The following is a 24,210-nucleotide window of genomic DNA, read 5'->3' as shown; positions in this document are numbered from 1 at the left end:
TAGAAAAAGATAAGCGGCGGCAGCGATTTTTCGGGCGCCCGCCGAACTTTTCCTCGTTCCATCGCACCAACCGCGTTACAGGCACAGTCTTTCGGCTGTTTTTTTTCGATTATGAGAGGTGGTTATGAACATCAAGACCCTGGGTTTGCCATTAGCAGTAGCTGCCTTCCTGGCCCTCGCCGGTTGCTCGACGGCAACGGTCGTCACCCTGCAGAACGGCACCCAGTATTTGACTAAGGACATGCCGAAAACCAAGACCAAGGATGGCTTCTACGAATTCGAAGACATTTCCGGGTCGAAAGTGAAGGTTCGAGCCGATGAAGTGGCCACGGTTCGCGAGGAAGATTAATAAGTCTTCGCGCGGGGTCTATGTAGCAGCTGCCGAAGGCTGCGTTGGCTCCGGGGGCGCGCTCGACCGAAACGGTCGCATTCAAGACGCTTCGAAATCTCCCTGAAAATCGGGGCCGCTTCGCGCCCCAACGCAGGCTGCGCCAGCTGCTACAGGGTCGTGGTGTAAGCGCGCTCTGTGTAGCAGCTGCCGAAGGCTGCGTTCGACGGCGAAGCGGTCGCATTCAGGACGCTTTGATATCTCCCTGAATATCGGGGCCGCTTCGCGCCCCAACACAGGCTGCGCCAGCTGCTACGGGGTCGTGGTGTAAGCGAGCTCTGTGTAGCAGCTGCCGAAGACTGCGTTCGACGGCGAAGCGGTCGCATTCAGGACGCTTTGATATCTCCCTGAAAATCGGGGCCGCTTCGCGCCCCAACGCAGGCTGCGCCAGCTGCTACGGGGTCGTTGTGTAAGCGAGCTCTGTGTAGCAGCTGCCGAAGGCTGCGTTCGACGGCGAAGCGGTCGTGATTGCTATAGCCAGCACGCATCCCACAGCGGGTAATCATGAACGCGTGAAACAAGCTTTGCTCTGATCGGATTCGCAACGACATACCTGGCCAGCGCTTTCACGTCGTCCTCACGTCGAACCACACGCTCATGGTAGCCCTTCTGCCAAAGGCGTCCTTTTCGGCCTAACGCGCGATTGACGGCGGCGGCGCTGCGCGACTTTACCTGGCACATCAACCCGGCCAAGGTTTGGTCCCGGAGTTGCACCAGACAGTGCATATGATCCGGCATCACAACCCACGTTAAAAAGTCCGCCCATCCCGCTTCTTGTGCCTGACGCAATTGCGAGACAACCAGGCGTCCAACCCGCCAATCAGAGAAAACCGGCTGCCGTTTATCGACGACAGCGGTGATGAGATAGATTCGGCCGGGTTCTGAAAAGCGGCCAGTGCGTAACCGACCCGCATTCAAGCAGTAAGGCATTCCTTGCCCCTCAACTGTGAAAGAGGCTCGGAACTTACCGCGTCCCTGCGCACAAGTTAGCCACGATCAACTACAAAATATGACCTCTCAACTCCCCGTCCGAATCTTGTTCCACACCCGCGTACGGATCCGGTCGATGTTCAACGGCATCGCTTCCAACGCAAACAGCTTGCCCATCATTTCCGGACTTGGATAAACCTTGGTGTCGTTTTTGATCGCCGGTTCGATGAGGCTATCGGCTTGCTCGTTGCCGTTTGCGTAATGCACATAGTTGCTGATGCTCGCCATGACGTCCGGGCGCAGCAGGTAGTTCATGAAGGCGTAGCCGGCCTTTTCATCCGGTGCATCGACGGGCATGGCGACCATGTCGAACCAGATCGCGGCGCCTTCCTTGGGAATGTTGTAACCGATCTCGATGCCGTTGTTGGCTTCCTTGGCGCGATTTTCCGCCTGGAGAATGTCGCCGGAGAACCCCACTGCCACGCAGATATCACCGTTGGCCAGGTCGCTGGTGTATTTGGATGAATGGAAATAACTCACATACGGCCGGACTTTCAACAACAGCGCTTCAGCTTTTTTATAGTCCTCAGGGTTCTTGCTGTGGTGCGGCAGGCCCAGGTAGTTAAGGGCAGCAGGCAACAGTTCTGGGCCATTGTCGAGAATCGCCACGCCACACTTCTGCAATTTTTCCATGTTCTCGGGCTTGAAGATCAGGTCCCAGGAGTCCACCGGTGCGTTGTCGCCCAGCACCGCCTTGACCTTGGCGACGTTGTAGCCGATCCCCGTACTTCCCCACAGATACGGGAAGCCGTGTTCATTGCCCGGATCATTGGTTTGCAGGGCCTTGAGCAACACCGGATTGAGATTTTTCCAGTTCGGCAGCTGATTCTTATCGAGCTTTTTCAGCGCCCCACCCTGAATTTGCCGCGCCATGAAATGGTTGGAGGGGAACACCACGTCGTAACCGGATTTGCCGGTCATCAACTTGCCATCCAGCGTCTCGTTGCTGTCATACACGTCGTAGGTGAACGCGATGCCGGTTTCTTTCTGGAAGTTCTTCGTGGTATCGGGGGCAATGTAGTCCGACCAGTTGTAGATCTTCACCGTCTCCGCCGCCTGACTGAGGGTCGCGACGAGTGCAAGGGGCGCCAGGGCCAGTGTCTTTCGCTTCATGAGTCGATTCCTGTAGGGGCTTGTTGTTATTGGCAGGCAATCAAAGGATCAAAAAATCAAAACGTAGGTTTTGCGCACGGTTTCCTGGATATCCCAGATGCCGAGACTGTTGGCGGGCAACATCAGTGCGTCACCTGCTTCTATGTGCAAGGTCTCACCGTCGTCCGGGGTGAAGGTGCAGCGCCCCTGGATGAAATGGCAGAATTCCTGGGCGACGATCTGGCGCCGCCAGCGACCTGGGGTGCACTCCCACACACCGGTTTCGACGCCGTCGTCGCGCTCGACACTGGTGGTCGAGGCTACCGCCACGGGTGTTCCGAGCGGTACGGCAACTGGATTGGATTCTTCGAGTATCAGTGCTGCGGTGTTCTTGAATTGCGTGATGCTCATGGGATTACCTGTCGTTGAAAAACGCCGTTTAGTGCATGAAACCTTCCATGAACCCCGCCACGCCGCTCGCCAGTTTGCGACGCCATGGCGCAGTGGCCGGATTGGCCAGGGTCTGGTCTTCGTGGACGAAGCTGCGAATGATCGCGTTGTAGCCCAGCCAGCGGCACGGTTCGGGCTCCCACGCCCTGAGTGCGTCGAGACCGCCTTGGGGAATGACCCAAGGCTGATGAACCAGCTCGGTGTCGCGCTCAAGGATCAAGTCGGCAAGCGTGCGACCACCGAGGTTGCTGGCACCCACGCCCTCCCCGCCATAGCCACCGGACAAGGCAATGCCGCTGGCCTGATCACAAAGCATGTGCGGTTTGAAACGCCGTGACATGCCCAGGTTGCCGCCCCAGCCATGGGTGATCTGGACGTTCTTGAGTTGTGGGAAGAGTTCGCCGAACAGGTAACGCCGCAGTTCCACTTCGCTGGTGGTCAGGTCGAAGTTGTGGCGCAGTTGGCCGGCGAACTGGTAGCCACCCCGTGCACCGAATACCAGGCGGTTGTCGGCGGTGCGCTGACCATAAGTGACCTGGCGGCTGCTTTCGCTGAAGGCCTGGCCACGGCTCAGGCCGATTTCGTCCCAGGTCGCGGCAGACAGCGGTTCGGTGGCGACAATCAGGCTTTGTACCGGCAATTGATAACGGCCTAACGGCGGCAAGGTAACCGAGTACCCCTCAACCGCCGGCACAATCCAACGACTGCGAACCTGGGCTTTGGCCGTGCGCAGTGAGCCCGACTGCCACTGGGTAACCGGGCTGTTCTCATAGATGCTGACGCCCATGCGCTCAACCGTCCGGGCCAGGCCACGGACCAGTTTGGCCGGGTGAATGGTTGCGACATGCGGTGCGTAGATTCCACCGTAGGGTTTGGCGACACGGATCTGTTGGGCCAGCTGCTCAGGGCTGAGCCAGCGGTAATCCTTTTCAGTCAGTCCCTGGCGATAAAGGCTGTCCAGATAGTGCCTCAGGCTGGCTTCCTGCTCCGGATAACGCGCCGCGCAATACAGCGCACCACCCTTGCGATAATCGCAATCGATGCCTTCACGTTCGATGACGATCTCGACCTCATCGGGAATGCTGTGCAGCAAATCGAAGGATGCCCGGCGCTGCTCGGGGGATGACGCTGCGAGTAAACGGTCTTCGCCCAGGAGATTGCCCATCAGCCAACCGCCATTGCGCCCGGACGCGCCGAAACCGGCGGTTTGCGCTTCGACGATGGCGATGTTCAAACCCGGCGCCAGGCGCTTGAGGTAATAGGCGGTCCACAACCCGGTGTACCCGGCGCCAATGATCGCCACGTCGACGTCCAGGTCCTGTTCCAGCGCGGGGCGCGGCAACAGGGGATCGTCCAGTTGATCCATCCACAAACTGATAGTGCGCCACGCCGGCATACAAGACTCCGCCACTCAAACTTCGATGGCGTTGATCCTAGTGCGTGGTCTCAGTGGCTGTCTTGCGCGCGTGCACGCAAAGAAATTTGTTTGACGTAGGCCTTCGGCGATTGCCCGGTGTGCTGGCGGAAACAGCTGTAAAACGCCGACAACGAGTTAAACCCTGCGGCAAAGGCCAGCTCATCCACACGCAGCGGGGGCGTCGCGGTATCCAGCGCCGCCAGCAAGTGGTGCAATCTCGCCTGGTTGACGTACCGGTAGAAGCTTTGGCCAAGCACTTGATTCAATAGATAGGAGATCTGGTTACGGCTATACCCGCATTCCTGCGCTACCCGTTGCAGGTCGAGCTCAGGGTCCAGGTAAGGTTGCTGACGCTGGAAGTACTGTTGCAGGTCTTCGGCCATGAAGCTCAGCTGGCGTGGTGACAACCCCAACCGGCTGACCGCCGCGCGCTTGCTGGCGACCGCTTGACTGGAAACCTGCTCACGCACCAGCGAGGCATATTCATTGACTCGCCAGATCAATCCGTCCCGAACCGTGATCGCTTCACTTGCCCTGAACGACACCAGTCCCTCACCGCCGCGCAGTGTGATGCGGTACTGAATGAACGCCGTGTTGCCATCCAGGCGGATACGGTCCGAATGCTCCAGGGCTTCGTCCGGGTCACGGGGCATGCTATCGCGCACGTAATCACGCAATTCATCCAGGCCCATCACACGGTTCTGGAAAAAATCACTGTATTGAACGTCCGGGTGATACAGCGCCATGACGCCGTCCAGGTCCCGGTGTTTCCAGCGCAAGTGGTAACGCATCACCGTCTCGCCGGTGGTCAGGGTTTGCAGTGGGCCGTCATTGTCGGCGTGCATAGGGGGTCTCAACGGGAAAAAGCCGAGCTTGCCCAAGTTCGGACTGGGCTTCAACGACAAATGCAGGGATAGGCCAATAGTGGCATATCGCCCAATGATCGATGATGCGTGACCTGTGTCAAAAAAAGCGAAAGCAATCGCCAAACGGTTTGAAAAAACCACGAGATTTTCACATCTGGATGCTACTTTTAATGTCATCACCGGTTGAGCCAATGAAGGCTCTACCCTCCTAACATGAGCTAACGGAAGCGCTCGATTAAGAAGGCGGGCAACACATGAATAGAGGTTTTAGCAAGGTTACTTTTCCAAACGCCTGCCAGCTGATGCGCTGGCATTTTCATCCCATGGGATTCGAGGCGAGCATGGATGCGCCGGGCAGCATGATTGCCCGTTTGTTTGATCGAGCGAGTGGCGAGACCATGATCGCCATTGCCGGCATTCCTTGCGCAACGGTGATGAATGCGGCGGATGTGGAGAGAATCATCGAAGCGGTGGAGGATGAGCTTGAGGCTTTTATTCCGCCGGCGGCGTTCAGGAGTTATGCGTGAAGTGTTGAACGTGTTTGAAAAGCCCACGATTGTGGGCTTTTTTTTGATTCGATCGAGGGTTAACGCTGCACCTGTAGGAGCTGTCGAGTGCAACGAGGCTGCGATCTTTTGATCCTTTAATGAGAGGAGATCAAAAGATCGAAGCCTCGTTGCACTCGACAGCTCCTACGGATTACTACAGGTTATTCCCGGTGATCGGCAAAGAATGCCTTGCCCTTGCCAATCCGGTCGGAGGCTTTTGGCATGTTCACTGCCTGAGTGTCCTGAGCATCGACGTACCAATAGCAATGGCTCACCGCCCGGGTGATGCCGACATAAGCCAGGCGCAGGATTTCGTCTTTTTGTGCGTTGTCATACGCCTCACTGTCGCCGGCCTTGCCCAGGCCCGCCATGCGATAGACCTGGTTCTTGTACGGCGAACTGGTCAGGTGCTGACAATCACCCAGCAGGAAAACCGCATCGGCCTGAAGACCCTTCGCGCTGTGATACGTGAGCTGCTTCAATCGCCTCGACTCATACGGCAAGCTAGAATCCACATTAACTACCGACTGAATATGCTGCTCTATCAATAGCTTATCGCTACTTTTTCGATACAACATCAAGATTGAGTCACCCTTGCTGTAATGCTCATTCAGCCGAATGGCCATGCTCTGATCATCCCGATCGAAGACGCTCACGGGGACGAGTTCTTTGGGTTCGCCACTGGCCTTGGCCTTCTTTCCTGCAATCGCGGGCGCGGCACGGACGATATGTTCGGCGGCATCGATGATGGCTTGATGACTGCGGTAGTTGTCGCTCAGCATCACTTTTGTCGTGCTTGGCGACGGGAACTCTTTGGCGAATTCCATGAAATACGTGGGTGAACTGCCGCGCCATCCATAAATGGATTGCCAGTCATCACCCACGCAGAGCAACGACGAGCGTTGCGCCCCGCGCCCCACGTGCATCGCCGGACCTCGACTGCGGATCTGCGCGAGGCTTGCGCGAATCCAGGAAACGATTTGCGGCGAGACATCCTGAAATTCGTCGATCATCAGGTGGGACATTGGCCGCAGCAGTTCATCGCTCAGTAACTTGAGGTTTTCCGGTGAATGCTCACTGAACAGCGCAAACATCCGGTTATAAGTCATGACCGGTGGTTTCTGATCCAGCAGATGGTCTTCCAGTGCTCGCCAATACAGGCTCAGCGCCTCGAAGAAAAACCGGTCCGGGTCGTCCTTGGAGAAACTCATCTGGCCCACAGCCGTCGGCACATCCAGTCCCAGGTTTTCGATAAACCCTGCGGCAGCGACAAAACAGTCCAGTAACGGAGCTGAACCCAACTCACCCTTGACCTTGTAGTCGAAGCCCGGCCCGGCACTTGCGTCACCGGCAAGGGACGCCAACACGCGTTTCGATGAATCGTAGTTATCCAACCATATCAATGGTTTACGACAGAAAGCTTGAAACAGGGTGCGCTTGACTGCCCACTCCGCCCGTACGCTCAGCTTGGCGCCGGGGCGGCTGACTTGCGGGTTTTCCTTTGGGTCGAATCCCAGCACCACCCAGGCATCAAGGCTCGGAATGTAGCCGTGGCAATGAAATGTTGATCCGTTGATATCGAACGACTGACGATTGGGTTCGATCCCTTTAATCGGCCAGGCACCTGCGCGAAACCATAAATCTTCAATGGCATCGCACAGTTCTTCGTCGCGCTTGGCGGCCAATTCGGTCACGGCCATGCGCTTTTGCACGTCCGGGTGATCGCGTTCCAGCTCTTTGAGCTGCAGGGCATGGCGAGACAGAGGTCTGATCAACTCGCGAAAACGTTCATCGCGCGTGTGCAAGCCGTGATAGCACGCATTCAGTTGCTGGCGTTGAGCATCGTTGATGCGCAGGTCGAAGGGGTTGCTGTCGACATCCTCATCAGCATTTTGCGTACGATGGCTAAGGTTTTCGAAGGCTTGCAGGCGTTCGAAGCCTGGCAGGCTGCGCACCATCGGCAGGATTCGAGAGTGAAAAGTACGAACGAGCTCTCGCGCCTCTTTCACGCTCAGCGCCCGGCCCCACAGGGCGAACAGCTCGACCAGTTTATTGATGAAATCCTTGCGCGATTCCCGCGTGAAGGTCACTACGGTCATGGAGCTCAACTCGAAGCCCAGATAGTGCACAAGCAGCACGATTCGCAACACCAGCGTCGTCGACTTGCCAGCGCCCGCGCCGGCTATCACTGACGTTGAGGGCGTGTCGCTGAAGATCATTTTCCACTGCGCAGCACTTGGCTGGGCATGCGCTGGCAGTAATCGGGCAACATCGGCCTTCATGCGCTTCTTGAGTTCGGCACTCAGAGGCAGGCGCCAATCGTCGAACAGGTTGTCGTCCACGTTGGGGGCGCGATGCTCGGTGGAGCGCGAGTCGCGGATTAGCAAGACCTGTCGCCCCTCCTCCAGACCTTCGAGTTTGCCTTCCTTGTAGCCGTAATCCACACCCGCGCTGTGGCCGCTGCGAAAGCCATCTGCCTGCCCATGCAACCACGAGGCACGGTGCTGAGCACGCAAGCGCGTCAGGCCATGTCCAAAAAACCGGGCGGCCAGGCGTTTGAGCAAAGGCATCTCTGCCAGGGGACGAAGTTTGGGGGGGAGATCGGGGGTGTGTTGCGGCACGCGGACTGACTCCAGGGTGTGAGGCTGTTGAGCGCTATGGTGTCTTCATTTGCCATTGAGTTCTAGCAAAATGCTTACAGGTCATCGAGTTGTAGAGTGAAGTGAAGGTTGGATGAGCCATTTTTCCTTTTAAACAGCATCGAATTATTCGATTGTAATGAGGCATTTTTTACGCTTTTTATCGATGCGTTGCTCGTAGATGATGGTCGCCATCAACAAACCCTTTCCGGAGACGACCATGCTCGAACTCAGACCTTTCAACTCCCTGGGCGGCGCCCATCATGGTTGGCTGGATGCGCATCACCACTTTTCATTCGCCGAATACCATGACCCCAAGCGCATGAACTGGGGCAACTTGCGGGTCTGGAATGATGATGTGATTGCTTCGGGAACGGGCTTCCCGAAACACCCTCACCGGGACATGGAAATCATCACCTATGTTCGTGAAGGTGCGATCACCCATGAGGACAATCTGGGCAACAAGGGCCGAACCGAGGCCGGCGATGTGCAGGTAATGAGCGCCGGTACCGGGATCGCGCACAGCGAGTACAACCTGGAATCGAGCGAGACGCGGATTTTCCAGATCTGGATTATTCCGAATGAAGCCGGTTCAGCCCCGTCGTGGGGAGCCAAACCGTTCCCTAAAGGTCAGCGTGAAGGTTTCGTAACCCTGGCCAGCGGCAAGGCCGGCGACGATCAAAGTCTGCGAATCCGTGCGGACGCCCGCCTGGTGGCAGCGAATTTGAAAGCCGGCGAGTCTGCCGAATACCACTTGGACGCAGGGCGACGGGCTTATCTGGTACCGGCAACCGGCCTCATTGAAATCAACGGGTTACGCGCAAAAGCTCGAGACGGTGTGGCAATTGCGGATGAACAGGTCCTGCGCGTGACGGCCATTGAGGACAGCGAAGTGGTGCTGGTGGATGTGGCTTGATTGCTTGAAGGCAAGGCAAAAAAAGGGCGACCGGTTAGGGTCGCCCTTTTTCATGCCCGGATATCAGCAGAGCGGGATTAACCTCCCTCTACACCGTATCCGCGTTTTATTTCGTGGAAATAGCACCATCCACCAACGTCTGAGCTTCTGCCACCAATTGCTTGAGGTGGTCGTCACTGACAAAGCTCTCGGCGTAGATCTTGTAGATGTCTTCGGTACCCGATGGACGTGCGGCGAACCAGCCGTTTTCGGTCATGACTTTCAAACCACCGATCGCCTGATCGTTACCCGGTGCGTGACTGAGGATGCTTTGAATGGCTTCGCCCGCCAGTTGGGTCGACGTCACCTGATCGGGTGACAGCTTGCTCAACAAGGCTTTCTGCTCAGGATTGGCCTTGGCATCGACCCGTACCGAGAACGGCTCACCCAGTTCGTCGGTCAAGGCGCGATATGCCTGGCTCGGATCACGGCCGGTACGCGCCGTCATCTCTGCAGCCAGCAGCGCAGGAATGAGCCCGTCCTTATCGGTGCTCCAGACGCCGCCGTCCTTACGCAGGAACGAAGCACCGGCGCTTTCTTCCCCACCAAAGCCCAGGGAGCCATCGAACAAACCGTCGGCAAACCATTTGAAGCCGACCGGCACTTCGTAAAGACGACGACCCAGGCGCTTGGCGACGCGGTCGATCAGGCCACTGCTGACCACGGTTTTGCCCACGGCGGCGTCGGCGCGCCATTGCGGGCGGTTCTGGAACAGGTAATCGATCGAGACCGCCAGGTAGCTGTTTGGCGCCAGCAGGCCACCGGAGGGGGTCACGATGCCATGTCGGTCGTGGTCAGGATCGCAGGCGAACGCCACATCAAAGCGTTCCTTGAGACCAATCAGACCTTGCATGGCATGGCTCGATGATGGGTCCATACGAATCTGGCCATCCCAGTCGACGGTCATGAAGCGGAATGTCGGATCGACCTGTTGGTTGACCACTTCCAGATCCAGTTTGTAATGCTCGGCAATCGCCGACCAGTAACGCACCCCTGCTCCGCCCAGCGGATCAACGCCCAAATGCAATTTGGCATCGCGAATGGCATCGAAGTCGATCACGTTGATCAGGTCGGCGACATAGGTATTGAGGTAATCGTGGCGATGGGTCGTGCCGGCTTTCAACGCCTGCTCGTAGCTGATGCGCTTGACGCCAGCCAGCTTGTTGCTCAGCAGTTCGTTGGCCTTGGCTTCGATCCACTTGGTGATGTGGGTATCAGCCGGACCGCCATTGGTGGGGTTGTATTTGTAGCCGCCGCTTTGCGGAGGATTGTGCGACGGCGTGATTACGATGCCGTCGGCCAGCCCCGAGGTACGGCCGCGGTTGTAGCAGAGGATCGCGTGGGAAATGGCGGGCGTCGGGGTGTACTCGTCGCCCTGCGCGATCATCACCGTCACGCCGTTGGCTGCCAGCACTTCAAGGGCGCTGGCCCCAGCAGGGGTGGACAGTGCGTGGGTATCGATCCCGACGAACAACGGGCCATCGATGCCCTGCGCTTCGCGGTACAGGCAGATCGCCTGGCTGATGGCCAGGACGTGCCATTCATTGAAACTCAAATCGAACGAGCTGCCCCGATGCCCTGACGTGCCGAAAGCCACGCGCTGGGTGGAAATGCCGGCGTCAGGCTGGCCGGTGTAGTAGGCCGTAACCAGTCGCGGGATGTCGACCAACAGTTCTGCCGGTGCCGGTTTGCCCGCAAAAGGACTGAGTGTCATGCAAAACCTCTGGAATCGATTGGTTCAGGAATTGGATCGCAGTTTACTGGCAGTTTGACCACAACGCGATGGGATCGATCCACGGCCATTCGAAGAGGGTTGACCGCCCTGCTCAGTCGATCGATTCCAGACGCAGCGCATCGCCCAGAAGACCCAATGCGGCGGCCAGGTCATGGTCGCCGCCAAAGGTGTGGCTCAGGCGCAGGTGCTGCCCGTGCAAATCCTGAAGACTGAACAGCTCACCCGGAGCGATGAGTACATGGCGCTGAAGCAAACGCTGAAACACCCGCCTGATGTCGACCTGACGCAACGAACGCACCCACAGGGTCGCGCCGCCTTGTGGCTCGACAATATGCAAGGCATCACCCAAGCGCTCGCGCAGGAGTTGAGTCATCTGAACGGAACGGTCCTTGAGCAACCGGCGCAGCACCTGCAGGTGCTGATCGATGCGCCCGTTGCTGTACAAGCGCGCAATTGCTTTCTGGCGAAACGGTGACAGGCGAAACGAGCGCAACAGGAATTGCCGTTGCAGTTCGTCGCGCAAATGCCGGGAAAGCACGTAGCCATAAGGTGCTTCCGGGCCGATTACTTTCTCGAACGTGGAAAACACGATCAATCGGTCTGGATTCAGCAGATCGCGAAAACGCAGACCATCCGGTTCGAAACCGAGCTCGCCATGACAATCGTTCTCCAGCACCCAGCTGCCATGCTGCTCAAGCAACTGCGCAATGGCTTGGCGGTTGTCGTCGGGCGCCAAACTGCCTCGCGGCATATTCAACCTTGAAGACAACAGCACCAACTGAACGTTTTTCATCTCGAGGATCTGCTTGAGCGAGTCAACATCCAGACTGCCATCTGCCCGCACCAGTAGTTCGATCACCTGTACTTCAGCGGACTGGAGCAAGCGCAGAATGGTCCAGTCGCACGGCGATTCGACTACCACCGTCTTGTGCCGCAGGTCCAGAACCGCGATCAGAATTTCCAGCACACCCCGAAGATCCGCTCCGATATAGACTTCATCTGCGTGCCAGCAACGCTGGGGTGAGGTGGTGTAACGCGCTGCCAGCGCCGCGCGCAGTTCCAGCTCACCGCAAGGCTGCACACAAGATTGCGGCTGACGCGGATATTGCCGCAGCAGCTCTCTCTCCAGCAGCAACAGTGGACTGTCCAGGGGCTGCAACAATGTCGGCTCATCCGCACTGAGGACAAGCATTGCAGGACGCCTGGCATTGACGTAGACGGTTTCGAGCAAATCGCGCCCGCCCACGAGCGTGTCAATCGAGGACACCGGCAGCGCGTAATAGCCCGATTTGGCAACCGAGTAAACCCGCCCTTCCTTCTCCAGCAGCGAGTAGGCGTACTGAATCGTCGAAATCGACACGCTCAGACGGTCTGCCAATTGACGAAGCGATGGGAGCCGGATGCGCTCGTCGTTGGCAGACTCGTTGATCAGATGAGTCAAGTACCGGTACACCGCCTGGTAGGCAAAGCCGGTTTCCCGCACCCCGCTCAACGTCCTGCGGACCATTCACCCGCCAAGGCGATGCTACCGTCGCTGGTTGCTGCGTGAACGTTCGATGTATCGTCAGCCAGGGGTGCCATGCGATAAAGCTTGCCAATCAGACTGATGGGTAACCCGCTGACGTCGATCATCCATTGCAGAATCTGCTCGGGCACCGGTTCGCCTTGCATTGCCCTGTGCAAATCCGGCATGGCCACCAACATTCCCGGATGACACCGACGCAGAAAGTGCTCAAGCCCTTTGCCTTTGTCGACAAAAGGCGCAAAAAGCAGGCACACCAGCTGGGCCTCGCTCAAGCCGTGGTTTTTTTGCGCCTCTGCCGCTGCCAACTCACGCTGATCTGGTTGAGTCGCCAGCTTGCCAAACAGTTTTTCTGCCTGCTGACACGCACTGTCCGGAGCCTGCTTGCGACGCATCATCACCAATGCCCGCTGCAAGAGCTCGGTAACGCCCGCGTCATAGCTTCCGCCGTGCATGAAACACTCCTGCAAGCCCCGAAGGTGAGCGGATATGCCGAGGCTGACGTATTCGTTTTCGGCAAACGGTGCCGGCAGCGCGTCCGGTCGATAGCCAAGAAACTCGGTAAGCAGCGGCCAGCGTTCTTCCAGGTCACTGATTAACAGGTCATTGGTGTCAATGAAGGTGGTTCGGCGACAGGATTCAAAATGTTCCGCAGGTCGCCATTGCACCTGATCAAGTTCCGGATAGAACGCGCGGTAGCAGTCACCCCGCAGCTCATCGAGCATTGCAAACAATGCCTCGTAGCTGGGCTCATGGTGAATGGTCGGACGGCATCCCGCTTTGGTCGTCGCCCGTTTCAGTCCTTCGAGAAATTGCTTCTGCTGGCGAGGCGTTTCGCTGCAGATCAATGCATCGACACCACTGTCCCAGCGGGCAATCTGTCCATAGAACTCGCCAGTGGCCAGGTAGCCGTTATCCCACAGGTCAAGCGCGCCTTCACGTGGACGACGATGGCCCACCATCAGAAAATTGAGTCGATTGGCCTCAAAGCCCGCATCGGAGATCGGCGTTGGATGACTGAATGGCAGGACCTCGCGATTATCGACCATCAGCACTTCGACGCGAGGATCGTCGTACAGGAACAAGGCGCTGTAGCTGCGGTGGATGTTTTCAAGCGACGTCGCGCTGGTGCCGTTCAGCTGTAACGACGCCACTCTCAATTGAAACGTGGCGGGCGACCGACCGGCAATACTCAGCTGGGCGGCACGCAGCAATGCAAGGGTGTAGCAGCTGTCGCGAGACCCGGACTGGATCGCCAGCACCTTGTAAGTGCCAATCCGCTCTGTGCCCCCCGCTGCCACCATCAAGCGCTGGATCAAGAGCTGCAATGCCGTACGTTCGGCGCGAGAGAAGAATCCCATCAACCGTTGCAATATTTGCTGGTAGACATGGTTCATGGCTTGATCATGGATGCTGGTCATATTTATGTACCTGATACTTGTAAGTTCGATATCGCACGCAGCGCGATAACTTTTACGACGTGCCTTGCCCGCCTTGATTCGAAGACAGGGTTTTATTACTAAATGCTAGCACTTAAGGTTTGTGGCATTACTTGAAATAAATAAAGCTCGAACAAACTTTATTTGAACGCAAATGGCCCGAACACCCCGCAATGGCGCGGGCTTGAGATGTCTTCAGATATCTTAGGAAATTTCCGACAGCGTCCCACAGACAGGTAGCACAAGAAAAAAGGAAGAAAGTCACCCGTGTTTTTTCGGCAACTGGAGAACGACGAACAGAATGTTCGGCATATATCAAAATAACGTGGTTAAAAGTTTTGAGTTGACACTCAGTCATGACTCATTCCTTGAGATGAAAGCAATCATTCAATTATCAAGGCTTACAGACTGATTAGAAGATACAGATCAAGAGCAAAAACCAGTTCAGTTACCTGGCCGGTAAGCGCAGTACTGAATGGTCGTCCCGTTTTACGTGCGACGGACAAAAAAAAGCCCGTGCAAGCACGGACTTTTCATTGGGCCGAATTTACGCCGGCTCAACCTGCAGGGCTACTCGTTCGCGGCATGGGCATTCGTCCATGTAGCGGTGAGCCTCGACAAACTCGGCAAACGGAAAGACCCGGGTCTTGAGCGGCAGCAGCACACGGTCTGCGGTCAGCTGGTTGATATCACGCAACGCCCGTTGCAGCGCCACCTGATCCTGGACAATCCCCAACTCCGGCTTGCCGGTGAAGTTACCGATGCAGTGCACGAAGAACTGAATGTTCTTCTGGAACGCTGCACATGCCGGGAACGGGGTCTGGTTACCCCCTTGCAGTCCGTACAACACCAGGCTGCCACGCGGGGCAAGCACATCCCCCAGCAAAGACATCTGCGGCCCGCCAAGGCCATCGAACACCACATCGACACCGCGGTTATCGGTGATCTTGTTGATCTGCATCAGCAGATCCTGTTCCTCGGTGACGATGACTTTCTCGGCGCCCAGGGACAGCAGGTTGTCGCGTTCATCTGCACTCTTCGTTGCCGCAATCACCCGGATGCCCAGCGCTTTGCCCAACTGGACAAATGACGGACCGGCGCAGTGACTGGCGTCAGTCACCAGGGCGAACTGCCCGGGCTTGACCCGTGCCAGATCCACGTAGGCAAAATAGGCAATCAACAGCGGCGTGTAATGCACACTGGCTTCAATCGGGCTCAGCACATCCGGGTATCGGGTCAATGCTGTGCGCGGCAGAACAATCTGTTCGCCGTAGACCGGGTAATCATTGGGACTTTCGGCCGGGAAGCTGGCGACCTTGTCACCCACCGCCAAGTCATCCACGCCCTCACCTACCGCAGTGACGACGCCGGACATTTCACTGCCAAGGCCCGAAGGCAACTTGGCATGGGACGACGCCAGGTTCTGGCGCCACAGAATGTCGTACCAACTGATGCCAATCGCCTCGACGCGCACCTGCACTTCGCCCGGTGCAGGGAGTGCTGCCGCATGCTCTTCGCATTTGAGCACCTCGGCTGGACCAAACTTGTGAAAACGGATCGTGCGTGACATCGCAAACCTCGTCAAAGAAACCTCTAATGCCCTGAACTCTATCTGGGCTTTCTACCCAAGACTATCAGTGGCTATTAATAGTCGACATGCCTGTCATTGATTCCGCAGCATCGACAGGATCAACGGTTGTCGTAAAAGCTGGAAGGCCGTTGCACGTAAACTGAATTATTCGGTGCAGAGTACCAGCCTTTCCCCGTAAGATTCATGCCGGCCATTGTTCTCATATGACCGCTCTCGTCAAGCCTAGACTCTGCCAGGACTCCAGATGAATCGTAATGACCTGCGTCGTGTCGACCTGAACCTGTTGATCGTATTCGAAACATTGATGCACGAACGCAGTGTGACCCGCGCTGCGGAAAAACTGTTCCTCGGCCAGCCCGCGATCAGTGCGGCGCTCTCGCGCCTGCGCGGGCTGTTCGATGATCCGTTGTTCGTGCGCACCGGGCGCAGCATGGAACCGTCCGCGCGGGCGGTAGAGATCTTCGCCCTGCTCTCCCCGGCGCTGGATTCGATTTCCACTGCGGTCAGTCGTGCGTCCGAGTTCAACCCTGCGACCAGTACGGCGGTGTTCCGTATCGGCCTGTCGGACGACGTGGAATTTGCCCTGCTGCCGATGCTGCTCAAGCGCCTGCGCGCCGAATCCCCCGGCATCGTGCTGGTGGTGCGTCGTGTCAATTACATCCTGATGCCGGGACTGCTGGCTTCAGGTGAGATCTCCATCGGCGTCAGCTACACCACCGATCTCCCCGCCAATGCCAAGCGCAAGGTACTTCGACGCAGCCAGCCCAAGCTGTTGCGCGCCGACACCGTGCCGGGCCCGTTGAGCCTGGATGATTATTGCGCGCGGCCTCATGCGCTGGTGTCGTTCGCTGGCGACCTGAGCGGCTTTATTGATGAAGAGCTGGAGAAGCTCGGGCGCAAACGCCATGTGGTGCTCGCGGTACCGCAGTTCAACGGGTTGAGCACCCTGCTCGCCGGGACCGATATTGTCGCGACCGTGCCGGATTACACGGCTGAGGCGTTGACGGCGGCTGGGGGTGTACGTGCGGAAGATCCGCCGTTGCCGACACGCACTTTTGAATTGCACATGGCCTGGCGCGGATCGCAGGATAATGATCCGGGCGAGCGTTGGTTACGGTCGCGGATTCAGATGTTTTTTGGGGATCCGGACAGTCTTTGAATGTGCGGGTTCTAGAGGACACGTAAGCACAGTCTTCATACCCATCAAATTATCGTTTTCGCGTAGTATCCCCTCCTGGCTATCATTTTTTAGTGCTCGTTAGGGGATTCAACCATGCAAGTTGGCTTCAAGGCACTCGCGGATCGCTACGGTATCGCGCTTGCACAACCCCTACGTGTCGAATCGGTGATGGGTACGACACGCATGAGCCGCGAGAACAACGGGCATGTCGAGAGCAAGTATCCCGCCAGCTACCAGCCTGCTGACGACTTCGCGGGGCATTTCGAGTTTGGGCTCAAATACGAGGAAATTCACCTCGAATTTTTCGCCCGCCTGTTTGCTGTTGTTGGCCCAGAGCCCATCGAAACCTGGTGCCGACAATCGCCCTTTGGCCAATACGCCCGCCGCACCGGATTCCTTTATGAGTGGCTGACCGGAGCGCATCTGGATGTGCCGGATATCACCAATGGCGGCTATGTCGATGCCATCTCGTCAAAGAAATACCTCACCCGAGTCGAGCCACGGCGGATACGGCGCTGGCGCATCAACGATAATCTGCCCGGCGTGGCGGAGTTCTGCCCCTTGGTCCGCCGTACCGAGACCGTGCAGGAAGCGTTGCAATTTGACCTGGATGCGGCACTTCGCGAGCTGAATCAAACCTTTGGTGCCGATATCCTGATGCGCACCGCCAGCTGGCTGACATTCAAGGAGTCTCGTGCGAGCTTTCTGATCGAGAGAGAGGCAGACAAGGCCGACAGGATTCAGCGGTTTGCCCATGTGATTGCCCAGTACTGTGGCCACATCGAAGACCCGTTGAGCAACGACAGCCTGCACACATTGCAAGCCGGTATTTTAGGTCATGAGGCGTTAGGGTTGGGCCTGCGGCGCTCCCCAGTCTTCGTGGGACAGGCGACCATACGCGAGGACTTCGTGCACTACATTGCGCCGCAATTTGAGGTAGTGACACAACTGCTCGACGGTCTTAAAGCATTCGAGCACGCAACACGTGGCGCCGAGCCGCTGGCTCGAGCAGGTGCAATCGCCTTCGCCTTTGTGTATATCCATCCGATGCGCGACGGCAATGGCCGGATTCATCGCTTCCTGATCAACGACAGCCTGATCCGTGACCGGGCGGTGCCTGATGGCGTGATCCTGCCGGTGTCGGCCACCATTACAAGTTCGATTGATTTCCGGGCGCGCTACGATCGTACGCTGGAGGTGTTTTCACGACCGTTCATGCAACGCTATGCAACGTCTTATCGGTTTGGCGAACTAGTCGTCTACGAGGACGGCACCCGCAGCAACCTCGTCTTCGATGACTACGCCGATGCGCAATTCGCGTGGCGCTATCCCGATTTGACTGAGCATGTCCTGTACACGGCGCAGGTCGTGGCGCATACGGTCCGTACCGAGATAGTCGAGGAAGCACGCGTGCTGGTCATTTTCCAGCGCGCCCAGGAGCGACTCAAAGAGGTGCTGGAAATGCCGGATCAGGACGCCAACCGCATCATTCGCTCACTCAAGGAACAAGGCTGGCAGGTATCCGGTAAATTGAAAAAAGCGTATCCGCAACTGGCTGACGCTCACCGGGCGGAACGTGTGGTGGAAGCCGTGCGCTCTGCCTTCGAAGAACGGGAAGTGGAAACCGGCGAAGAGTGATGCATCCAGACCGTTTCGCGTAGTTTTCTCGCCCCTGTGAGAGCGTGGCTTGCCCGCGATGGCCGCGCCTCGGTTTCCAGCCTATCCTTTGCACTTCCGGCAACACTGAATTGTCATCAAACCAATTGATAGCCCCCTAACGAAAGGTGCAGACTAGAGGGCTAACTTCGGTCTTATATCATTCCGAATGATAGTTACCTTTGCTTCATTCGATTCGTGCGATACAACCCTGCCGAGCATCATCCGTCCATTCTCAATACATTGGCGGATGCATCCATGGAACAGTCACTTAAACATTTGCGCTTCCCGTTGGCCTTGTTGGCCGTACTGGTGATGAGCGCCTGCGGCAAGACTCCGGATACGGCGGCCGCCATGCCTGCTGCCAAGGTCAGCGTGGCCAAGGTGCTCGAACAACCCGTCAACGAATGGGACGAATTCACCGGCCGCCTCGAAGCCCCGGAAACTGTAGAAATACGCCCTCGGGTCTCCGGGCAGATCGACGAAGTGGCCTTCACTGAAGGCGCATTGGTCAAGAAAGGCGACCTGCTGTTCCAGATCGATCCGCGTCCGTTCCAGGCCGAGGTCCGCCGCCTCGAAGCCCTGGTTGCCCAGTCCCGCGCCAACGCCACCCGCAGCGAAAACGAAGCCCAACGCGGTGAGCGCCTGCGTACCAGCAATGCGATTTCCGCCGAGCTGGCCGATTCGCGCACCAGCGCCTCCCAGGAAGCCCGCGCGGCGGTCGGTGCCCTTCAGGCGCAACTGGACCTCGCCAAACTGAACCTGAGTTTTACCCGCGTGACCGCGCCGATCAGCGGCCGTGTCAGCCGTGCGGAAATCACCGCCGGTAACCTGGTCACCGCCGACACCACGGCGCTCACCAGTGTTGTCTCCACTGACAAGGTCTACGCCTACTTCGACGCCGACGAGCGTGTATTCCTTAAATACACCCAACTGGCTCGCCAAGGTAAACGTGGCGCAACCACCCCGGTTTACCTCGGCCTGTCCAACGAAGACGGCAACCCGCATCAGGGCGTGATGAACTTCGTCGACAACCAGGTCAACCCGAAAACCGGCACCATCCGCGGTCGTGCAGTGTTCGACAACACCGACGGCACCTACACCCCTGGCCTGTACGCACGCTTGAAACTGGTCGGCAGCGGCACCTACTCCGCCGTGCTGATCAACGACGAAGCAGTCGGTACCGACCTGGGTAAAAAGTTCGTGCTGGTGATGGACGCTGACAACAAAACCGCCTACCGCGCCGTCGAGTTGGGTCCGAAGATCGAAGGTCTGCGCATCGTGCGTAACGGCCTGTCCAAGGATGACACCGTCATCGTCAAAGGTTTGCAACGGGTGCGTCCTGGTTCTCCGGTCTCCCCTGAAGTGATCCCTATGGCCAGCGAACAAACCCTCGCGGCTATCGCTCAACAACGACAAGCGCTGGAAGCCAGCAACCTGCCCCAAGTCGCACCTGCCAAGGTCGCGCCGGGTTCGGTTGTGAAAGTGGCTGTCGCGACTCCACGCGGTTAAGGGACGACAACTCCGATGAATTTTTCCCAATTCTTCATTTCGCGGCCGATCTTCGCAGCAGTGCTGTCGCTGCTGATCCTGATCGCCGGTGCCATCTCGCTGTTCCAGTTGCCGATCAGCGAATACCCGGAAGTCGTGCCGCCGACCGTTGTGGTCCGCGCCAACTTCCCGGGAGCCAACCCTAAAGTCATCGGTGAAACCGTGGCCGCTCCGCTGGAGCAAGCCATCACTGGCGTCGAGAACATGCTGTACATGTCCTCGCAGTCCACCGCTGACGGCAAGATCACCCTGACCATCACTTTCGCCCTGGGCACTGACCTGGACAACGCTCAGGTGCAGGTGCAGAACCGCGTGACCCGGACCGAGCCCAAGCTTCCAGAAGAAGTGACGCGCATTGGCATCACCGTCGACAAGGCATCGCCCGACCTGACCATGGTTGTGCACTTGACCTCGCCGGACAAACGCTACGACATGCTCTACCTGTCCAACTATGCCTTGCTCAACATCAAGGATGAGCTGGCACGTCTGGGCGGTGTCGGCGATGTGCAGTTGTTCGGCATGGGCGATTACTCGCTGCGTGTATGGCTCGATCCGAACAAGACCGCTTCGCGCAACCTGACCGCCACCGATGTCGTCAGTGCGATTCGTGAGCAGAACCGTCAAGTAGCTGCAGGTGCACTGGGCGCTCCTCCTGCGCCGAATGCCACCGCGTTCCAGCTGTCGGTCAACACCCAGGGACGTCTGGTTTCCGAGGAAGAGTTCGAGAACATCATCATTCGTTCCGGCGACAACGGTGAAATCACGCGCCTCAAGGACATCGCCCGCATTGAGCTGGGTTCCAGCCAATACGCCCTGCGTTCGTTGCTGAACAACCAGCCGGCGGTGGCGATCCCGATCTTCCAGCGTCCAGGCTCCAACGCCATCGACATTTCCAATGAAGTGCGCGGCAAGATGGCCGAACTGAAAAAGAGCTTCCCGGAAGGCATGGACTTCAGCATCGTCTATGACCCTACCATTTTCGTGCGCGGTTCCATCGAGGCGGTGGTTCACACCCTCTTCGAAGCACTGATTCTGGTTGTCCTGGTGGTGATTCTGTTCCTGCAAACCTGGCGTGCCTCGATCATTCCATTGGTAGCGGTGCCGGTGTCGTTGATCGGTACGTTCGCGGTGATGCACCTGTTCGGCTTCTCGTTGAACGCCCTTTCCCTGTTCGGATTGGTGCTGGCCATCGGCATCGTGGTGGATGACGCCATCGTAGTGGTGGAGAACGTTGAACGGCACATCGAGCTGGGAGAGACGCCCGTAGAAGCCACCAAGAAAGCCATGCGTGAGGTGACCGGGCCGATCATCGCGACGGCGCTGGTGCTGTGCGCGGTATTTATCCCGGCGGCGTTCATTTCCGGCCTCACCGGCCAGTTCTACAAACAGTTCGCCCTGACCATCGCCATCTCGACCGTGATCTCGGCGTTCAACTCGCTGACCCTGTCCCCTGCCCTGGCCGCCGTGCTGCTCAAGAGCCACAACGCGCCGAAAGATCGCTTTACCAAAGTGCTGGACAAGCTCTTGGGCGGCTGGCTGTTCCGTCCGTTCAACCGGTTCTTCGAACGCGCCAGCCATGGCTATGTCGGGACCGTCGCCCGGGTCATCCGCAGCAGCGGTATCGCCCTGCTGGTGTACGCCGGCCTGATGGTGCTGACCTTCTTCGGTTTCGCCCACACCCCGACCGGTTTCGTGCCTGGCCAGGACAAGCAATACCTGGTGGCCTTCGCCCAACTGCCTGATGCGGCGAGCCTTGACCGTACCGAAGACGTGATCAAGCGTATGTCCGACCTGGCCCTGAAACAGCCTGGCGTAGAAAGCGCCGTGGCCTTCCCGGGCCTGTCGATCAACGGCTTCACCAACAGTCCTAACGCCGGCATCGTGTTCGTGACCTTGAAACCGTTCGACGAGCGTAAAGACCCGAGCATGTCCGCCGGCGCGATTGCCGGTGCGTTGAATGGCCAGTTCGCCGGGATTCAGGAAGCCTACATGGCGATCTTCCCGCCACCGCCGGTACAAGGCCTGGGCACCATTGGTGGCTTCCGCCTGCAGATCGAAGACCGGGGCAACCTGGGCTACGACGAGCTGTACAAAGAAACCATGAACATCATCAACAAGAGCCACAACGTGCCTGAACTCGCCGGCCTGTTCACCAGCTACACCGTGAACGTGCCCCAGGTCGATGCGGCTATCGACCGTGAAAAAGCCAAGACCCACGGCGTGGCCGTCAGCGACATCTTCGACACCCTGCAAATCTACCTGGGCTCGCTGTATGCCAACGACTTCAACCGTTTCGGCCGTACCTATCAGGTTAACGTTCAGGCAGAACAGCAGTTCCGTCTCGAGCCGGACCAGATCGGCCAGCTGAAAGTGCGCAACAACAAGGGCGAGATGATCCCGCTGGCGACCTTCATCAAGGTCAGCGACACCTCGGGGCCGGACCGTGTGATGCACTACAACGGTTTCATTACTGCTGAAATCAACGGCGCGGCAGCCCCCGGCTACAGCTCCGGCCAGGCCGAACAAGCGATCGAGAAACTGCTCAAGGACGAATTGCCCAATGGCATGGTCTACGAGTGGACCGACCTGACCTACCAGCAGATTCTGTCCGGCAACACCGCGCTGTTCGTGTTCCCGCTCTGTGTACTGCTGGCGTTCCTGGTACTCGCCGCTCAATACGAGAGCTGGAGCCTGCCACTGGCAGTGATCCTGATCGTACCGATGACCCTGCTGTCGGCCATCACCGGTGTGATTGCCTGGGGAGGCGACAACAACATCTTCACCCAGATCGGATTGATTGTGCTCGTGGGGCTTGCCTGTAAGAACGCGATTCTGATCGTCGAGTTTGCCAAGGATAAACAGCAGGACGAAGGCATGAGCCCGCTCGATGCGGTGCTCGAAGCGTGCCGTCTGCGTCTGCGGCCAATCCTGATGACCTCCTTCGCGTTCATCATGGGTGTTGTGCCACTGGTGTTCTCCAGCGGTGCCGGTGCCGAAATGCGCCACGCCATGGGTGTCGCCGTGTTCTCCGGGATGCTCGGGGTGACCTTCTTCGGTCTGTTGCTGACGCCGGTGTTCTACGTGTTGATCCGTAATTTCGTGGAGCGTGGTGAAAAGCGTAAAGCCGCCAAGGCGCTGAATCTTCAACAGCAACCGGAGGCGCACTAATGAGCCTGAAAGCCTTCCTTCCGAGCCTTCTGGTGCTCGCCCTGAGTGCCTGCGCCGTCGGCCCGGACTACAAGACCCCGGCCACTGAGCCGGCCAACATCACCACCGCCACCGCCACCGACGGCGTGGCCGGTCAGAAGAACTACGACCGTTCGCGTTTCGAAGGCATCTGGTGGCAGCAGTTCGAAGACCCGACGCTTAACCAGTTGGTGGTTCAATCGCTGCAAGGCAACCGCGATCTGCGCGTCGCCTTCGCGCGCTGGAAAGCCGCCCGGGCAATTCGTGATGACGTCAGCAATGACGCCATGCCGACCATCACCAGCCGGGTCAGCAGTGACCTGGCCAAGGGGCAGATTCCAGGCCAGACCACCCAACGGGTCAATAGCGAACGCTACGACCTGGGCCTGGACATGGCGTGGGAGCTGGACCTGTTTGGCCGTATCCAGCGCAACCTGGAATCGGCCGACGCCGAGCAGCAGGCGTTCGAGGCGGATCTGTACCAACTGCAAGTCACCATGATTGCCGAACTGGTGGATGCCTACGGTCAATTGCGCGGCGCACAGCTGCGGGAAAAAATTGCCCTGGCCAACCTGAACAATCAGCAGGAGTCGCGCAAGATCACCGTCAGCCTGCGTGACGCCGGTGTGGGCGATCAGCTGGACGTGGAGCGCGCCGATGCGCGGCTGGCGTCGGTCGAAGCCAGCGTGCCGCAATTGCAGGCGGAACAGGTGCGGCAGAAAAACCGCATTGCCACGCTGCTGGGTGAACGCCCGGACAAACTGACCGTGGACCTGAGCCCGAAAGACTTGCCGGCGATTGCAAAGGCGCTGCCGATTGGCAACCCGGGCGAGTTGCTGCAGCGGCGTCCGGACATCCTGAGCGCTGAACGCCAACTGGCTTCAGCCACGGCGCGCATCGGCGTGGCCAAGGCGGATCTGTTTCCTCGGGTCAGCCTCAGCGGCTTCCTTGGCTTCACCGCCGGGCGTGGTTCGCAGATCGGTTCCTCGGCGGCCAACGCCTGGG

The 24,210-nt window shown here is 58.1% G+C and carries 18 protein-coding genes; 8 read left to right on the top strand and 10 right to left on the bottom strand.

The features are described 5' to 3' along the window. Positions 1 to 124 precede the first annotated feature (124 nt). Positions 125 to 349: a YgdI/YgdR family lipoprotein gene (locus GBC55_RS24230; protein ID WP_162440043.1), complete on the top strand. Its 225-nt coding sequence runs from the start codon at positions 125 to 127 to the stop codon at positions 347 to 349. Between the two features lie 510 nt (positions 350 to 859). Here the strand turns inward: GBC55_RS24230 and GBC55_RS24225 are convergent. From GBC55_RS24225 to GBC55_RS24205, 5 genes are all read right to left on the bottom strand, one after another. Further along, the gene (locus GBC55_RS24225; protein ID WP_162440042.1) at positions 860 to 1,318 is read right to left on the bottom strand and encodes a transposase; all 459 of its coding nucleotides are present in this window, start codon (positions 1,316 to 1,318) and stop codon (positions 860 to 862) included. An 87-nt stretch (positions 1,319 to 1,405) separates the two neighbouring features. Then, positions 1,406 to 2,491, bottom strand: coding sequence for a polyamine ABC transporter substrate-binding protein (locus GBC55_RS24220; RefSeq protein ID WP_162440041.1), 1,086 nt, complete (start codon positions 2,489 to 2,491; stop codon positions 1,406 to 1,408). Positions 2,492 to 2,539: 48 nt separating this feature from the next. Beyond that, positions 2,540 to 2,881 (bottom strand): cupin domain-containing protein, encoded by a 342-nt coding sequence (locus tag GBC55_RS24215; protein ID WP_162440040.1) that lies wholly within the window; start codon positions 2,879 to 2,881, stop codon positions 2,540 to 2,542. Between the two features lie 28 nt (positions 2,882 to 2,909). After that, a complete protein-coding gene (locus tag GBC55_RS24210) occupies positions 2,910 to 4,316 on the bottom strand; it encodes an FAD-dependent oxidoreductase (RefSeq protein WP_162440039.1) in 1,407 nt (468 codons plus the stop codon). A 50-nt stretch (positions 4,317 to 4,366) separates the two neighbouring features. Beyond that, positions 4,367 to 5,182 carry a helix-turn-helix domain-containing protein gene (locus GBC55_RS24205; protein ID WP_162440038.1) on the bottom strand — a complete coding sequence of 272 codons (816 nt, stop codon included), beginning with the start codon at positions 5,180 to 5,182 and terminating at the stop codon, positions 4,367 to 4,369. Positions 5,183 to 5,457: 275 nt separating this feature from the next. Between GBC55_RS24205 and GBC55_RS24200 the strand changes: the two genes are divergently transcribed. Next, positions 5,458 to 5,730 carry a DUF1652 domain-containing protein gene (locus tag GBC55_RS24200; protein WP_162440037.1) on the top strand — a complete coding sequence of 91 codons (273 nt, stop codon included), beginning with the start codon at positions 5,458 to 5,460 and terminating at the stop codon, positions 5,728 to 5,730. A 182-nt stretch (positions 5,731 to 5,912) separates the two neighbouring features. Here GBC55_RS24200 and GBC55_RS24195 read toward each other — a convergent pair whose 3' ends face one another. Beyond that, positions 5,913 to 8,372 (bottom strand): UvrD-helicase domain-containing protein, encoded by a 2,460-nt coding sequence (locus tag GBC55_RS24195; RefSeq protein WP_162440036.1) that lies wholly within the window; start codon positions 8,370 to 8,372, stop codon positions 5,913 to 5,915. 238 nt (positions 8,373 to 8,610) lie between these two features. Here GBC55_RS24195 and GBC55_RS24190 point away from each other — a divergent pair, with 238 nt between their 5' ends. After that, positions 8,611 to 9,306, top strand: a complete 696-nt coding sequence (locus tag GBC55_RS24190) for a pirin family protein (protein WP_162440035.1) — start codon at positions 8,611 to 8,613, stop codon at positions 9,304 to 9,306. A 106-nt stretch (positions 9,307 to 9,412) separates the two neighbouring features. On the opposite strand, the gene pgm is transcribed toward GBC55_RS24190, so the two are convergent. From pgm to GBC55_RS24170, 4 genes are all read right to left on the bottom strand, one after another. Then, entirely contained in the window at positions 9,413 to 11,059 is a 1,647-nt protein-coding gene (gene pgm / locus GBC55_RS24185) for a phosphoglucomutase (alpha-D-glucose-1,6-bisphosphate-dependent) (protein ID WP_162440034.1), read from the bottom strand. Between the two features lie 112 nt (positions 11,060 to 11,171). After that, the gene (locus tag GBC55_RS24180; protein WP_162440059.1) at positions 11,172 to 12,572 is read right to left on the bottom strand and encodes a PLP-dependent aminotransferase family protein; all 1,401 of its coding nucleotides are present in this window, start codon (positions 12,570 to 12,572) and stop codon (positions 11,172 to 11,174) included. Further along, positions 12,569 to 14,023 (bottom strand): hypothetical protein, encoded by a 1,455-nt coding sequence (locus GBC55_RS24175; protein WP_162440033.1) that lies wholly within the window; start codon positions 14,021 to 14,023, stop codon positions 12,569 to 12,571. Before GBC55_RS24175 ends, GBC55_RS24180 begins: the two co-directional genes overlap by 4 nt. A gap of 565 nt (positions 14,024 to 14,588) precedes the next feature. Then, positions 14,589 to 15,611 (bottom strand): zinc-dependent alcohol dehydrogenase family protein, encoded by a 1,023-nt coding sequence (locus GBC55_RS24170; protein WP_162440032.1) that lies wholly within the window; start codon positions 15,609 to 15,611, stop codon positions 14,589 to 14,591. Between the two features lie 265 nt (positions 15,612 to 15,876). Between GBC55_RS24170 and GBC55_RS24165 the strand changes: the two genes are divergently transcribed. The 5 genes from GBC55_RS24165 to GBC55_RS24145 all read left to right on the top strand — a co-directional run. Next, on the top strand, positions 15,877 to 16,791 hold the full coding sequence (locus tag GBC55_RS24165; RefSeq protein WP_162440031.1) for a LysR family transcriptional regulator: 915 nt from the start codon (positions 15,877 to 15,879) through the stop codon (positions 16,789 to 16,791). Positions 16,792 to 16,905: 114 nt separating this feature from the next. Further along, the gene (locus GBC55_RS24160) at positions 16,906 to 18,450 is read left to right on the top strand and encodes a Fic family protein (protein WP_162440030.1); all 1,545 of its coding nucleotides are present in this window, start codon (positions 16,906 to 16,908) and stop codon (positions 18,448 to 18,450) included. 276 nt (positions 18,451 to 18,726) lie between these two features. Next, complete coding sequence (mexE, locus tag GBC55_RS24155) at positions 18,727 to 19,980, top strand: multidrug efflux RND transporter periplasmic adaptor subunit MexE (protein ID WP_162440029.1); 1,254 nt, start codon at positions 18,727 to 18,729, stop codon at positions 19,978 to 19,980. Between the two features lie 15 nt (positions 19,981 to 19,995). Beyond that, entirely contained in the window at positions 19,996 to 23,187 is a 3,192-nt protein-coding gene (locus tag GBC55_RS24150) for an efflux RND transporter permease subunit (protein ID WP_162440028.1), read from the top strand. Continuing rightward, on the top strand, positions 23,187 to 24,210 hold a 1,024-nt coding region (locus tag GBC55_RS24145; RefSeq protein WP_247266988.1), incomplete at its 3' end, for an efflux transporter outer membrane subunit. The genes GBC55_RS24150 and GBC55_RS24145, both read left to right, overlap by 1 nt.

Origin of the sequence: Pseudomonas sp. TNT3 (genome assembly GCF_010095445.2) — a bacterium.
Lineage (GTDB): Bacteria > Pseudomonadota > Gammaproteobacteria > Pseudomonadales > Pseudomonadaceae > Aquipseudomonas.
The sequence above is the reverse complement of the archived record's forward strand: the minus strand, read 5'-3'. Positions and strand labels throughout refer to the sequence as shown.

What these genes read in the sequence shown, in the direction of transcription:
- GBC55_RS24220 (WP_162440041.1), bottom strand. Translation starts at nt 2,491, where the DNA reads ATGAAGCGAAAGACACTGGCCCTGGCGCCCCTTGCACTCGTCGCGACC.
- GBC55_RS24165 (WP_162440031.1), top strand. Translation starts at nt 15,877, where the DNA reads ATGAATCGTAATGACCTGCGTCGTGTCGACCTGAACCTGTTGATCGTA.
- GBC55_RS24150 (WP_162440028.1), top strand. Translation starts at nt 19,996, where the DNA reads ATGAATTTTTCCCAATTCTTCATTTCGCGGCCGATCTTCGCAGCAGTG.
- GBC55_RS24230 (WP_162440043.1), top strand. Translation starts at nt 125, where the DNA reads ATGAACATCAAGACCCTGGGTTTGCCATTAGCAGTAGCTGCCTTCCTG.
- GBC55_RS24225 (WP_162440042.1), bottom strand. Translation starts at nt 1,318, where the DNA reads ATGCCTTACTGCTTGAATGCGGGTCGGTTACGCACTGGCCGCTTTTCA.
- GBC55_RS24205 (WP_162440038.1), bottom strand. Translation starts at nt 5,182, where the DNA reads ATGCACGCCGACAATGACGGCCCACTGCAAACCCTGACCACCGGCGAG.
- GBC55_RS24160 (WP_162440030.1), top strand. Translation starts at nt 16,906, where the DNA reads ATGCAAGTTGGCTTCAAGGCACTCGCGGATCGCTACGGTATCGCGCTT.
- mexE (WP_162440029.1), top strand. Translation starts at nt 18,727, where the DNA reads ATGGAACAGTCACTTAAACATTTGCGCTTCCCGTTGGCCTTGTTGGCC.
- pgm (WP_162440034.1), bottom strand. Translation starts at nt 11,059, where the DNA reads ATGACACTCAGTCCTTTTGCGGGCAAACCGGCACCGGCAGAACTGTTG.
- GBC55_RS24175 (WP_162440033.1), bottom strand. Translation starts at nt 14,023, where the DNA reads ATGACCAGCATCCATGATCAAGCCATGAACCATGTCTACCAGCAAATA.
- GBC55_RS24190 (WP_162440035.1), top strand. Translation starts at nt 8,611, where the DNA reads ATGCTCGAACTCAGACCTTTCAACTCCCTGGGCGGCGCCCATCATGGT.
- GBC55_RS24170 (WP_162440032.1), bottom strand. Translation starts at nt 15,611, where the DNA reads ATGTCACGCACGATCCGTTTTCACAAGTTTGGTCCAGCCGAGGTGCTC.
- GBC55_RS24215 (WP_162440040.1), bottom strand. Translation starts at nt 2,881, where the DNA reads ATGAGCATCACGCAATTCAAGAACACCGCAGCACTGATACTCGAAGAA.
- GBC55_RS24210 (WP_162440039.1), bottom strand. Translation starts at nt 4,316, where the DNA reads ATGCCGGCGTGGCGCACTATCAGTTTGTGGATGGATCAACTGGACGAT.
- GBC55_RS24200 (WP_162440037.1), top strand. Translation starts at nt 5,458, where the DNA reads ATGAATAGAGGTTTTAGCAAGGTTACTTTTCCAAACGCCTGCCAGCTG.